Origin of the sequence: Brevibacterium sp. CBA3109 (genome assembly GCF_040256645.1) — a bacterium.
In the GTDB taxonomy this organism is placed as follows: domain Bacteria; phylum Actinomycetota; class Actinomycetes; order Actinomycetales; family Brevibacteriaceae; genus Brevibacterium; species Brevibacterium koreense.
Genome location: NZ_CP158281.1, coordinates 2,534,007 through 2,547,261, shown reverse-complemented (window position 1 = coordinate 2,547,261; position 13,255 = coordinate 2,534,007). Strand labels below are relative to the sequence as shown.

The window sequence follows — 13,255 nt, the reverse complement described above, 5'->3', positions numbered from 1 at the left end:
TGCGACATCGCTGGTGCGAACCGATTCATTCATCGTTCTTCCACGCTGATCCGATAAGCTGTGCAGGTGTTGAATAATCCCGCCGGAGTCGCAGCAGACGACCCGATCCTGCAGTTGCCCAAAGTCTCCCTCCACGATCACCTCGACGGTGGCCTGCGCCCCGCCACGCTGATCGAACTGGCCGCCTCGATCGGCCACGAACTGCCTGCCACCGAACCGGATGCGCTGGCCCAGTGGTACCACGATTCCGCGAGCTCCGGTGATCTGGTCCGCTACCTCGAGACGTTCTCGCACACGGTTGCCGTGATGCAGAGCCGTGAGGGCCTGATGCGGGTGGCCAAGGAATGGGTCCTCGACCAGGTGGCCGACGGCGTGTTCTACGCCGAGGCCCGCTGGGCTCCGGAGCAGCACCTGGAAGGCGGACTCGAACTCGACGAGGTCGTCGAAGCCGTCCAAGAGGGACTCGAAGCCGGAGTGATCGAAGCATCCTCAGACGGCAAGTTCATCCGCGTCGGCCAGATCATCACCGCCATGCGCCAAGCAGACAACTCGCTGGCCATCGCGGAACTGGCGATCAGGCACCGCGAGAAGGGGTCCGAATCCGGAGTCGTCGGCTTCGACATTGCCGGTCCGGAGAACGGATTTCCGCCGTCTGCGCACCTCTCCGCGTTCAATGCACTCCACCAGGCCTACGTGCCCGTCACGATTCACGCTGGCGAGGCGGCCGGTAAGAACTCGATCCACGAGGCCCTCACCATCTGCCATGCCCAGCGCATCGGTCACGGTGCTCGCATCGTCGAAGACATGGACATCGTCGACGGTGAGGGCCAGCTGGGCAGTCTGGCCGCCTGGGTACTCGATCAGCAGATCCCTCTCGAACTCTGTCCCAGCTCGAATCTGCAGACCGACATCGGCGGCACCATCGCCTCCCACCCCATCACCGGGCTCAAGGACTTGGGTTTCGCCGTGACCATCAACCCGGACAATCGGCTGATGTCAGCGACCTCGGTCACGCGTGAGATGCGTCTGCTCGTCGATGAGGCCGGCTGGACTCAGACCGACCTCGAATGGGCGACCGTCAACGCCGTCACCGCAGCGTTCCTGCCCCTGGACGTGCGTGAGCGCATGCTTGATGAGATTCTCATTCCAGGGTTCACTCGGGTCGACATTTGAGTTCACGGGACAAACACTCGAGGCCACCCGGCGGCTCTGCGCCCTCGGGTGGTTCGGCGATTCCAGGTGGGTCGTCGACGTCAGGTGGGTCTGCGAAACCTGCCGGTCACAGTGTTCCCACCCCACGGGCGATGCTGCTGGTCGTCGTGGTTCTCGGGGTTCAGGTGCTGGCCCTCCTCGGGACCGCTCTGTCGTTCGTCCTCACTGCGTTCAGCGCCGGGCCTCTCGCAGGTTCCCTGCTGGGCCTGGCCGTCATGTTCCTCATCTTCGCCGCCGGCGTAGCCGCTGCTGCACGGGGATCGTGGAAGCTGCATCGCTGGGCCCGGCCCGCAGCGATCGCCTTCGAACTGCTCGTCATCGTCTTCGCCTTCAGCGTCATCGGCGGATCCCTGTGGCTCGGCCTGGCCTGCCTGGTCACGGCGATTGCTGTGCTCCTGGGATATTTCCTGCCTCCGGTCGTCGACGCGTACAACCGGGCACTCGAGGGCTGAGGCCCTTAGCACTCGAGCCGGAGGCCTGCGGGTCAGACCTCCGGTGTGGATCCCATCTCTGCACACTGGCTGCCTGCGCGGCCGTGAGCCGCGGTGGCACTGCGGCGAAGATCGCATCACGAAGTCCCGCCAGCAGTGGAGACCGCATCTGAAAGACTGCACCGAGCAGACGTGACTTCGCGGCGATCGACTGACTGCGTTTCCTCCGCAGCCGGTCGTAGCGGCGCAGCGCTGCGTCGAGAGCTGCCGCGGAGTCGGTCGAGCTCGCGATCACCGGCGCCAGCAGCGCGGTCAGAGTGGCGGCGTCCTCGAGGGCCTGGCCGCCGCCCTGGCCCAGGTTCGGGGTCATCGCATGAGCGGCATCGCCGAGGAGGACGATGCGTCCCCGATGATAGGTCGACAGGGGAGTGGCGAGGTCCGAAATCGCGGTGCGCCGGATACGCTCGGTCGGTGTCGCCGCGATGAGTTCAGCGATCGGTGCGTGCCAACCGGAGAACAGATCCCGCACGGTCGCGTACTCATCGGCAAAGCTCGCGTGCTGGGGCATGTTGGCAACCGCGAACCAGTACACGCGTTTGTCCATGAGCGGGGCGATGCCGAAGCGCAGGCCCCTGCCCACGCTCTCACCAGCGGCTGAGTGCAGGTCGACCGGTCGTTCGGTGATCCCGCGCCAACATGAATAGCCCGAATAGCGAGGTCCGATTCCCGGCTCGACGGTTTCCCTCACCTGGCTGTTGAGACCATCGGCTCCGATGACGAGATCGAAACCTTCCAGTAGGTCCGCTTCTGCCCCAGACTCGATCGTCACCGTTCCATCGATGCTCACCGAGGTGACCAAGGCGTTGGTGCGCACCGTTCCCTCATCGAGGGCATCGAGCAGAACTCGGTGAAGGTCGGCTCGGTCGACGATCCGCAGCTGCCCGACACTGTCGCTGGGAATCTGCGCGATCCAGCGTCCGTCGGGTCGTCGTTGGCCCGCGGCGAAGGACTCGATCTGCTTGTCCGTGATCACTGCGAACTGAGGACCGAGCCCCAGCGATTCGAGGGCTCTGAGCCCATTGGCGAAGACGGACAGACCCGAACCGCCGGCGCGCACCTCGGCGGACCGTTCGAACACGGTGACCCGTGCCCCGGCTCGCTGCAGGCCTGCAGCGGCTGACAGTCCGCCGATGCCGGCTCCAACGATCGCAATCCTCATCGGGTGTCGGCCTCTCGTGCGAGATTCGAGGTGCGTGGCTTACTGCTGCAGGTACTCACCGCAGGCCTCGGTGAGGAAGTCTCCAGCGACGCCACCCTCCTGGTTGAGACTGATCGCTGTCTTCTGGATGCCCCACCAGACCTGGGGAGAGGCGCCCCACTGCTGACGGAAGTCCTCACGTTTATCGGGATCATCGGCCAGGTCCTGAGCGGCCAGCGAGATCCGGTCCTGAGCGTCATCGGCCGTGCATCGAGCCTCATCATCGGGGCCCTTCGGGTTGAGCTCCGGAATCTCATCAGAGTTCTCCGTCGTCAGGGTGTACGCGGACCCGCCGATCTCCTCAACGGTGAAGGTTCCCTGGATGAGCAGGAAGGGTGACTTCTCGGTGTCGACGTTCTTCGCATCGACGGTGACGCTGACACTGTCCGGGGTGTCGGCGGTGACGGTGGCTTCGCCCGTATCGGGAACGTCGGGGTTGCCGGTGTGGACGTAGACCTTGAGGTAGGCCTCGGACTTGTTCGCGGCCGCCTCGGCGAGGCCCTGCCACAGGGGATCGGCGTCCTTCGCGCCTCCGGGGGAGGAATCGACGATGGAGACCTCCGGAGCGTCGTCAGGGGTCTCAATCGGAGTGACCTCCTCCTCGCTGACGGAGGGGCGCGGTTCGGGGCGGGTCTCCTCCGAGGTGGCAACGCAGGCTGTCATCGTGGCCAGCACTGCGGCGGTGGTCAGGAGGGCAAGAGAGCGAATTCGCATGGTTCCTCGAGATGTGGTCGTCGTGGCGGTGCCGGGCCCGGGGCCCAGTCTCGCCTTCCAGCCTAATCCGAGAGGCCGCGGTCGACCCGGTGGACGCGCTGAGCCGGGCACGATTGCCCGGTTCGCATCGGGCTCTTGTGCGCTGTCTGCTGCGACCTGGCTACTGTGCGCGGGCCGGCATGAGATCGCTCAGGCTGACCTTCTGCGCCCCGGAGCCGTCGAAGTTGTCCTCATCGAGCCACTGCACGAAGGCGGCGCGGAGGCTGGGCCATTCGGTGTCGATGATGGAAAACCAGGCGGTGTCGCGGTTGAGGCCCTTGATGACGAGGTGCTGTCGGAACAGACCTTCGAAGGTGAAGCCGAAGCGTGTCGCTGCCTGCTTCGACGGGACGTTGTCGTCATCGCACTTCCATTCGAATCGCCTGTAGCCGCTGGCAAAGGCAAGGTCGGCGAAGAGGAAGAGCGCCTCGGTGGCTCCACGAGTGCGTGACAGGGCCGGTCCCCACAGAATGTTGCCGATCTCGATGACGCCGTTGTTCGCATCGATGCGCATCAGCGCCTGTCTTCCCTCGGCCCGCCCGGTGCTGCGGTCGACCACGGCGAAGAACAGCGGGTCCGCTGTTTCAGACGCTGTGGCCATCCATTCGTCGAAGTCTGCACGCGCGGTCTGAGGTGTCTGCGGCAGGTACCGGAAACGGTCGTCAGAGCCGCTCGCTGAGGTGGCTGCGAAGAGCGAGTCCGAATGCCGCCTCGGCTCGAGGGGCTCGAGGTCGACATAGCGACCGTGGATCGTCTCCCGCCGCGGTGGTTGGACCCCGGCCCAATCGGTCAGGTTCGCATCGGTCACAGCGTCTCCTTCGTCATCCTTCGTCGGCGTCGAATCCGGTCGAGAGCTGCCGCAGCAGTGCGGCGAGTTTGCGGCGTCCAGCCGGAGTCAGGTCGCCGAGGATCTCGCGCTCCTTGACCAGCAGATCGGCCAGAGCAGAATCGACCGTGGCACGGCCGCCAGCAGTCAGACGCACGAGCACACCTCGGCGATCGCCGGGGTCGGGACGTCGTTCGACCCAGCCGGCAGTGACCAGCCGGTCGATGCGGTTGGTCATCGTGCCGCTGGTGACCAGCGTCTCCTGCAGCAGAGTCGAGGGAGAGAGCTGGTAGGGCTCACCCGAGCGGCGCAGAGCCGAGAGCACGTCGAAGGCCCAGCCTTCGATGCCGTAGTCGCTGAAGCTTGATTTCCGTGCCAAATCCAGTTGGCGGGCCAGGCGGGAGACGCGAGAGAGTATCTCCATCGGAGATACGTCGAGGTCCGGGCGCTCATGGCGCCACGCCGCGACTATCCGATCTACCTCGTCCATAATCTGATTTTACGTCCAGATCAAGATTCTTTGGGCCAAAGATACTTTTTCACGAGATATTTCTTACTCATTGGCGGATTTGGCCTGCACGTTTGGATGGACGGGGTCACTTGGGAATAAAGTGGTCATGGTTGTTGCATCCGTCAACGCACCTGCGGGGCCAAAAGACCCGGCAGTAGAAACGAAGGAATACACGTGGATCTTTTCGAGTATCAAGCACGTGACCTGTTCGAGAAGCACGGAGTGCCCGTGCTCAAGGCCCAGGTCGCGACGACACCAGAAGAAGCGAAGAAGGCAGCCGAGGAACTTGGCGGCGGAGTAGTCGTCGTCAAGTCTCAGGTCAAGATCGGCGGCCGCGGCAAGGCCGGCGGCGTCAAGGTTGCGAAGAACCCTGATGAGGCCGAGGCTCGCGCCAAGGACATCCTGGGCCTCGATATCAAGGGCCACATCACCGACAAGGTGATGATCGCCGAAGGCGCAGACATCGCTGAAGAATACTACTTCTCGGTTCTCCTCGACCGGTCCAACCGCACCTACTTGGCCATGTGCTCCAAGGAAGGCGGAGTGGAGATCGAGCAGCTCGCCGTGGAACGTCCGGAGGCGCTCGCCAAGATTCCAGTCTCTGCCATCGACGGAATCGATGCGGCCAAGGCCGAAGAGATCGCCAAGGAAGCAGGATTCGACGCGGAGACCGCTGCGAAGATCGCTCCTGTGCTGTCCTCGCTGTGGACCGTCTTCGAGAAGGAAGATGCCACCCTGGTGGAGGTCAACCCGCTGGTCAAGACCGGTGCCGGCGACATCATTGCCCTTGACGGCAAGGTGTCCCTGGATGAGAACGCTGACTTCCGTCAGCCTGACCACGAAGAACTGGTTGACGTCAGCGCGGAGAACCCCCTCGAGCTCAAGGCCAAGAAGCTGGGCCTTAACTACGTCAAGCTCGACGGCGAAGTCGGAATCATCGGAAACGGTGCCGGCTTGGTCATGTCGACCCTCGACGTCGTCGCCTACGCCGGTGAGAAGCACAGCAACGTGAAGCCTGCCAACTTCCTCGACATCGGAGGCGGCGCTTCCGCAGAGGTGATGGCCAACGGACTCGACGTCATCCTCGGCGATGACCAGGTCAAGTCCGTCTTCGTCAACGTCTTCGGCGGAATCACCGCCTGTGACGCAGTGGCCGACGGCATCGTCAAGGCTCTCGAGATCCTCGGCGATCAGGCAACCAAGCCGCTCGTCGTCCGCCTCGACGGAAACAACGTCGAAGAGGGACGTGCGATCCTCAAGGAAGCCGCGAACCCACTTGTCACTCTGACCGACACCATGGACGGTGGAGCCGACAAGGCCGCCGAACTGGCTGCTGCCAAGTAAGGAAAGGTCTTTACACACATGTCTATCTTCCTGAATTCCGATTCGAAGATCATCGTCCAGGGCATCACTGGCGGCGAAGGAACCAAGCACACTGCGCGCATGCTCGCCGCAGGATCCAACGTCGTCGGCGGTGTCAACGCCCGCAAGGCCGGAACCACTGTCAAGCACAACGGCCAGGACGGCAACGAAGTTGAGCTGCCCGTCTTCGGATCAGTCGCCGAGGCGATGGAATCCACCGGTGCCGACGTCTCCGTGGCCTTCGTGCCGCCAGCATTCTCCAAGGATGCGGCCATCGAAGCCATCGACGCCAAGATCGGCCTGCTCGTCATCATCACCGAGGGCATCCCGGTCCAGGACGCAGCCGAGGTCTGGGCCCGTGCGCAGGCTGCAGGCAATGCGACCCGCATCATCGGACCCAACTGCCCAGGCATTATCTCGCCTGAGGCATCGCTGGCAGGCATCATCCCTGCCAACATCACCAAGAAGGGCAAGCTCGGACTGGTCTCCAAGTCCGGCACGCTGACCTACCAGATGATGTACGAACTGCGTGACCTCGGCTTCTCCACCGCCATCGGAATCGGTGGTGACCCGGTCATCGGCACCACTCACATCGATGCGCTCGAAGCCTTCGAGAACGATCCCGAGACCGAAGCCATCGTCATGATCGGCGAGATCGGCGGAGACGCGGAAGAGCGTGCCGCCGCCTACATCAAGGACAACGTGACGAAGCCGGTCGTCGGCTACGTGGCAGGCTTCACCGCTCCCGAGGGCAAGACCATGGGCCATGCCGGCGCCATTGTCTCCGGCTCCTCAGGGACCGCAGCGGCGAAGAAGGAAGCCCTTGAGGCTGCGGGCGTGAAGGTTGGCAAGACCCCGACCGAAACCGCCGACCTCATGCGCGAACTCCTCGCCTGAGTCGTTCCACTCAACAACAGCGCGGTCACTGTGCGACCGCTCAGCGCACATGCTGGGCAACTGCACCTTGGCCGCGCTGTTGTGTGTCCGCAGGACGTGCGGTGGACTGAAAGGGTGTCGCGTGTAGCTGAAGCGTCATGCGTCACGCATCACGCACCGGGAGCATCGATTCACACCCGTAATCGCTAGTCCCCCAGTCCGTTCGACAAGGACTCCCGTCGGCATCAAATCACCCCGGTGCAACGGGTGGTTTTGGAACCAACTGTGCGTGATGATCGCGGGACGCTAATCTGAACATGTGAATGACCAGACACCGCTGTCCCAGAACCCACCGGCCGAACAGGCAACGACCCTCGACCTGCCGCCCGTTGACACCTCCCCGGCCGTCCATCCGCGTAACTTCGGCTCCGATAACTGGGCCGGCGCCCATGCCGAAGTCATTGCAGCCATCGCCGAGGCCAACGTCGGCCACACTCCCGGCTACGGCGGTGATCCTTGGACCGCGCGCTTCAGTGAGGTCATGAAAGGACATTTCGGTCCGAACGCTCAAGCGTTCCCTGTCTTCAACGGCACCGGGGCCAACGTCCTCGCATTGCAGTCCGCACTGCCCCGGTGGGCTGCCGTGATCACCGCAGCCTCCGCCCACATCAACTACGACGAGACCGGCGCTCCGGAGAAGGTCGGCGGACTCAAGGTCATCGGCGCCCCGACTCCGGACGGAAAACTGACCCCCGAGATCATCGAAGGCGCGGTCCTCGGCCGCGGCAATGAACACAATGCTCAGCCCCTGGCAGTGAGCATCTCGCAATCGACCGAATGGGGCACGACGTACACAGCCGAAGAGGTCCGGGCGGTCGCGGAGACCTCGCACGGGCTCGACATGATCCTCCACGTCGACGGTTCCCGATTGGGCAATGCTGCGGCCTACCTCGGTACTGACCTTCGCGCCATCACCGCTGACGTCGGCGTTGACATCATCAGCCTGGGCGGGACGAAGAACGGGCTCCTCGGCGCCGAAGCGATCGTCGTCCTCAACCCCGAGATCGGGCAGGGGATGAAGTTCCTGCGAAAGATGAACCTGCAGCTGTCATCGAAGATGCGATTCCTCTCCGCTCAGCTCAACGCCCTCTACGATGGCGAGCTGTGGCGCACCTCCGCGAATCATGCCAACACCATGGCCAAACGATTGGCAGATGGCCTCGCCGAGGCGGTCTCGACAGGCCGTGCACCCGATATCTCGATCGTGGCTGAGACCGAATCCAACGTCGTCTTCGTGCACATGCCCGATGAGGTCGCAGCACGAGCACGGCAGAAGTTCGCCTTCGCCAACTGGCCCATGGCGAAAAATGTCGTGCGCCTCATGTGCGCCTTCGACACCACCGCCGAGGACGTCGACGCCCTCATCGCAGCCATCGTCGGGGACTGACCCTCAACTTGTTCAACGGTTGGTATGTTCTTTTCGAAGAGAACATACCAACCGTTTTGTTGCGCGCCACGAGCTGCACGCTATGCGCGGCGTGGGAGTGTGGTCCCTATTTGTTCCTGTCGGCCTTGACGGAGACGACGGGGACGTCGGAATCGAGGATGATGCGCTGGGCAGTGGAGCCCATGATGAGTTTGCCGACAGGGGAGCGGCGACGCGATCCGATCACGATCAGGCGGGTGTCTTCGGTCGCCTCGGCGAGGGCGAGGAGTTCCTCAACGGGATCATTTCCGCGCAGGAACTGCAGAATCTCATGGGAGACCTCGGCTGAGCGCAGCTCCTCTTTGAGTTCCTCCATGTCCTGGTTCGTCGCCACACCGCGTTCGTCGGGAGTCTCTCCGATGCCGGCATTGAGCACGATCACGGTGTCATCGAAGGCCTTCGCCTGATCGATGCCGAACGTGACGGCAGCCTTGCCTTCGGGTGAGGGGGAATAACCGACGAGAATTGTCATGATCTCTCCTGATACGACACTGGACGAAGCACACTCAATTAGTAGCACATCTGCGTGCTGCGATGCGCCTCATTCCGCCCCAAACTGCACGGGAAATCTGTGCGAACCGGTGGTGCAGGTCTATGGCAGAGTCGGCGGGAAGCCTCGTCGAATCCTTCGGTCCCTGCCGCGTCGTCGTCGGCAGCTGAGGCCAGGGCCGAGTCCGACTAGACTGTTCGAATGCCTTCATCCCTGCTGTCTCCGGATTCTCCTGCCCGCCAACGCAGTCAGGATCTGCTGGAACAGTTTCCCGAGCTTGCTGAAGTTCCGGGATTCCCTCAGGCCAGGATCCTCACCGAGTACGTGCTGGGTCGACGCAGCGGAGAGCTCGATGTCTCCGGTCGAGCCACGGACGGAACGTTCGTTGCCGCTGAGGTGGTCGCGGGACTTCCGCACGAGATCCTCATCGTCGATGACGGCCAGGGACTGCAGTCGCGTCTGCTGAGCGAGATCGCGCCCGTGGGCACGTACAACGACCGAGTGGACGAGGCACACACCGTCGCCGAGGTAGCAGATCGGACCAGCCCCATCGACGATCTCCCTGCCTTCACTCCGGAACGGGATCAGGTCTGGGCGGTTGTCAACGCGCCGAAGGCCACCCATGCCTTGGCCGAAACCATCGCGGCAGTCCAAGCGCACGTGTCCACGGTCATCGTCATCGGCCGCAGCGACTCGATGAGCCGGGCCGTCAACAAAGAACTTGCCCGTGGCTACGCTCGAGTCGATGTTTCCCCGGGCGTCGGCAAACATCGAATGATCATCGGCAGCCGCCCACTGTCCTCACCCAGTCTGCCGAGCTTCCCCAGGCGTGGCACTATCGATCATCCGGCCACCGGTGTGCTCCAGGTCAGAGCCCATGGAGCCTGTTTCTCTGGGATCAAGAGTGATGAGGGTTCGACCGCGTTGCTCACAGCTCTGGCCGCCGCAACTCAGCCCGCCCAATCTCAGACCGTCGAGGCGGTTCCTGGTTCCCCGAAATCCGTCCTTGACCTTGGGTGTGGGAACGGATGGCTGCTCACGGCAGCGATGCGGGTGACAGCTGCGAAGAAGGGCACCGGCGTGGATGTGTCGAAGGCGGCGGTCACCTCGGCGAGGGAGACCGCGGAGGCGAACGGACTCGAGGTCGAGACCATCCTCGCCGATGCCACGGATGTGCAGGCTCTGACCGGTGGAGACTCGGCGGTGAGCGCCGGCGGATATGATCTGATCCTGCTCAACCCGCCCTTCCACCAGGGCACGACCATCGAAACCGACACTGCTGCCGGCCTCATGGCCGCGGCGGCCCAGCTGCTTGCTCCCGGTGGGCAGGTCCTCACTGTCTACAACTCACACCTGGACTACCGGGAGACCTTGGAACGCGTCATCGGAGCCAGCGAACAGGTCGCTCGCACCAGCAAGTTCACGGTCATCCGCAGCCGCCGCTGAACATCGCAGCCGGCGCTGACATGAGTAGACGGGCGCTGACAAGTCGCAGCTAACAACCAGCGGTGCCGAATCTTGCGGACAGCACTTCGGCCGTGGCACCGACGCCAGCCGCAGCCACGTCATGGGGAAGCCCCTCGGCGACGATCTGGCCACCGTCTGGACCGGGACCGGGACCCATGTCGATGAGCCAATCGGAGCCGGCGGCCAGCTCCATATTGTGATCTGCGATGAGGATCGTATCGCCTTCGTCGACGATCTGGCGGAAGAGCTGCCCCAGCACCCGAGCATCACTGGGATGCAGGCCGTTGGCCGGTTCATCGAGGATGAACAGTGAGGCCTCACGTCGTTTCCTGGCTCGCATCACGGCGGCCAGACGCAGCCGCTGTGCCTCACCGCCGGACAGGGTCGCCGAGGACTGTCCGAGGAGCAGGCCACCCAGGCCGACTCTCTGCAGGACTTCGAAATGGGCGATGAGTCCCAGGCGTTCGGCGAAGACGGTCGCGGCTGCATCGATCGACAGATTGAGCACATCCGAGATGGTCAGTTCCTCGACTGTGACTTCGAGAGTCTCCTCGGTGAACCGGCGACCTTCGCATTCGGGGCAGGTGCCGCTGGAGGCGGGCAGATGAACGAGGTCGATGGTGATGATGCCCAGGCCCTCGCAGCGTGGGCACCGTCCCCGAGCCGTGTTGAAGGAGAACTGTGAAGCGGTGAAGCCACGACTGCGGGCCAGGTCGGTCTTCGCGAAGAGGCTGCGGATCTTGTCGAAGATGCCCAGGTAGGTGCCGATGACCGATCGCGGCGACCGGCCGATGGTGGACTGATCGAAGCTGACCACCCGGTCGAAGACCTCAAGTCCGGTGGCGTGTGCCTCGGCAAGGTCGTTTCGCTCACCACTGCTGCTGCGAGGTATCGTCTGCGGCTCCTCGTCACCGTCGAACGGGGAGGCTCCAGCGCTTCTGGCCAGCGTCGCCACCGATCGCAGCACGGAGCTCTTACCGGCCCCGGAGACTCCCGTCAGGGTCGTCAGCCCTCCGATGGGAAAGGACAGAGTCAGACCGTCGAGGTTGTTCGCCGACAGTCCCGTGCATCGGGCCCAGCCCCCGAATTCCTGGGGGTCTCGCCAGGGTTCGCTGGGTGCCTCGTTGCGCAGGCGCACAGCTGTCGAGCTCTGCCCGTCCAGTGCCTCGGCGACGGGGCCGGAGAACATCAGCTGACCTCCCCGGGCACCGCCACCGGGGCCGAGTTCGACGACCCAATCGCAGCGGCGGACCAGCTCCATGTCGTGTTCGACGAGGATGACCGTGTTGCCGGCATCGCGCAGAGCCTCAATATGGGTGAAGAGGTGATCGGTGTCTTTCGGGTGCAGTCCGGTGGAGAGTTCGTCGAAGACATAGACCATGCCGTGCAGGCCGCTGTGCAGGTGGGCTGCCAAGCGCAGTCGCTGCAGCTCACCGGGGGAGAGGGTGGCCGCCGAGCGCTCGGGCGGTAGATAGCCGACGCCGAGGCGCTCGATGACTGCCGTACGTTTGTCGAGTTCGTCGAGGAGGACCTGGGCGGCGTCATCGGTGGCCCCGGAGAATCGCTTCGCCTCATTGTGGTCACGGTCGAGGTCGGCGGTGATGGCAGAGTGGATCGAGGTGGCCAGTTCCGTGAGACTGCGGGTGGCCACCTCGGCGATATTGGCGCCGCCGATCGTCACCGACAGAGCTGCCGGATTGATGCGGCTGCCGTGGCAGTCGGGGCAGAGTTCGTTGCTGAGGAACGACTCGGTGCGCTCGCGGACGGAGGCGCTGCCTGTCGTGACCATCGTGTCGAGCAGGTACCTGCGGGCACTGCGGAACTTACCCGTGTACTCGCGGGCGACATGATCGCGGATGTCGGCGGGGTTGACCGTCAGCGAGGGGGTGTCCTCCGTGGTCAGCAGCCAGGTGCGAGTGTCGGCGGGCAACTTGCTCCAGGAGATGTCGACGTCGATGTCCATGGCCTCGACGAGGTGTCTGAAGTTCCGGCCCAGCCACCCTCCCGGCCATGCGGCGATCGCCCCTTCCCGGATGGTCAGTGACTCGTCGGGGACTGCGGCGTCGAGGTCGAGATCATGGATGCTGCCCTTCGCCGCACACGTCGGGCAAGCGCCCTCGACGGTGTTCGGGGAGAATGCCGAAGCGAGCAGACGCCCCTGTCCGGTGGGGTAGTCGCCGAAGCGGGAGAACAGCACCCGCAGCAGGTCAGAAACCTGGGAGAGGGTGCCCACGCTCGAATTCTCCGGAGGTGTCGACACAAGCTGCTTGACCGCGATCGCGGCAGGAAGACCAGTGATCCGATCGACCTGGGGTGCGGAGACCGCGCCGAGGAGATGCCGGGTGAAGGGAGAGACCGATTCGAGGTAGCGGCGCTGCGCCTCTGCGTAGATGGTGTCGAAGGCCAGGGACGACTTGCCGGAGCCTGAGACACCGCAGATTCCGATGAGCTGCCGGTGCGGCAGGGAAACGGAGAATCCGGAGAGATTGTGCTCGCGGGCACCGACGACGCCGATCTGCTCGGTCATGGGCTGGCCTCTTTCTCTTGTCCGGGTGCAACTGTGAGGAAGCACCCGGATAAGAG

Annotated in this window: 12 protein-coding genes; 6 read left to right on the top strand and 6 right to left on the bottom strand. The window is 63.9% G+C overall.

The features are described 5' to 3' along the window. The first annotated feature begins 66 nt into the window (after positions 1-66). Complete coding sequence (locus AAFP32_RS11675) at positions 67-1,173, top strand: adenosine deaminase (RefSeq protein WP_101619783.1); 1,107 nt, start codon at positions 67-69, stop codon at positions 1,171-1,173. After that, on the top strand, positions 1,170-1,664 hold the full coding sequence (locus AAFP32_RS11670) for a hypothetical protein (protein WP_350269275.1): 495 nt from the start codon (positions 1,170-1,172) through the stop codon (positions 1,662-1,664). The genes AAFP32_RS11675 and AAFP32_RS11670 overlap by 4 nt, the downstream gene beginning before the upstream one ends. Here the strand turns inward: AAFP32_RS11670 and AAFP32_RS11665 are convergent. The 4 genes from AAFP32_RS11665 to AAFP32_RS11650 all read right to left on the bottom strand — a co-directional run bounded on the left by AAFP32_RS11665 (position 1,588) and on the right by AAFP32_RS11650 (position 4,970). Then, positions 1,588-2,862 carry an FAD-dependent monooxygenase gene (locus tag AAFP32_RS11665; protein ID WP_350269274.1) on the bottom strand — a complete coding sequence of 425 codons (1,275 nt, stop codon included), beginning with the start codon at positions 2,860-2,862 and terminating at the stop codon, positions 1,588-1,590. The genes AAFP32_RS11670 and AAFP32_RS11665 overlap by 77 nt on opposite strands. Positions 2,863-2,901: 39 nt before the next feature. Then, entirely contained in the window at positions 2,902-3,615 is a 714-nt protein-coding gene (locus AAFP32_RS11660) for a hypothetical protein (RefSeq protein WP_350269273.1), read from the bottom strand. A gap of 160 nt (positions 3,616-3,775) precedes the next feature. Further along, positions 3,776-4,462: a GNAT family N-acetyltransferase gene (locus AAFP32_RS11655; RefSeq protein ID WP_101641773.1), complete on the bottom strand. Its 687-nt coding sequence runs from the start codon at positions 4,460-4,462 to the stop codon at positions 3,776-3,778. Positions 4,463-4,475: 13 nt separating this feature from the next. Then, complete coding sequence (locus tag AAFP32_RS11650) at positions 4,476-4,970, bottom strand: MarR family transcriptional regulator (protein ID WP_350269272.1); 495 nt, start codon at positions 4,968-4,970, stop codon at positions 4,476-4,478. A 195-nt stretch (positions 4,971-5,165) separates the two neighbouring features. On the opposite strand from AAFP32_RS11650, the gene sucC reads away from it, so the two are divergent. The 3 genes from sucC to AAFP32_RS11635 all read left to right on the top strand — a co-directional run bounded on the left by sucC (position 5,166) and on the right by AAFP32_RS11635 (position 8,676). After that, positions 5,166-6,335, top strand: coding sequence for an ADP-forming succinate--CoA ligase subunit beta (gene sucC / locus AAFP32_RS11645; protein ID WP_101619581.1), 1,170 nt, complete (start codon positions 5,166-5,168; stop codon positions 6,333-6,335). An 18-nt stretch (positions 6,336-6,353) separates the two neighbouring features. Beyond that, entirely contained in the window at positions 6,354-7,250 is an 897-nt protein-coding gene (gene sucD / locus AAFP32_RS11640; protein ID WP_350269271.1) for a succinate--CoA ligase subunit alpha, read from the top strand. Positions 7,251-7,548: 298 nt separating this feature from the next. Next, entirely contained in the window at positions 7,549-8,676 is a 1,128-nt protein-coding gene (locus AAFP32_RS11635) for a threonine aldolase family protein (protein ID WP_350269270.1), read from the top strand. A 106-nt stretch (positions 8,677-8,782) separates the two neighbouring features. Here the strand turns inward: AAFP32_RS11635 and AAFP32_RS11630 are convergent, their stop codons facing one another. Then, positions 8,783-9,187 carry a universal stress protein gene (locus AAFP32_RS11630; protein WP_101619584.1) on the bottom strand — a complete coding sequence of 135 codons (405 nt, stop codon included), beginning with the start codon at positions 9,185-9,187 and terminating at the stop codon, positions 8,783-8,785. Between the two features lie 219 nt (positions 9,188-9,406). Between AAFP32_RS11630 and AAFP32_RS11625 the strand changes: the two genes are divergently transcribed. Beyond that, positions 9,407-10,651: a class I SAM-dependent methyltransferase gene (locus AAFP32_RS11625; protein WP_350269269.1), complete on the top strand. Its 1,245-nt coding sequence runs from the start codon at positions 9,407-9,409 to the stop codon at positions 10,649-10,651. Between the two features lie 49 nt (positions 10,652-10,700). Here AAFP32_RS11625 and AAFP32_RS11620 read toward each other — a convergent pair whose 3' ends face one another. Then, positions 10,701-13,199 carry an ABC transporter gene (locus AAFP32_RS11620; protein ID WP_350269268.1) on the bottom strand — a complete coding sequence of 833 codons (2,499 nt, stop codon included), beginning with the start codon at positions 13,197-13,199 and terminating at the stop codon, positions 10,701-10,703. Positions 13,200-13,255 lie beyond the last annotated feature (56 nt).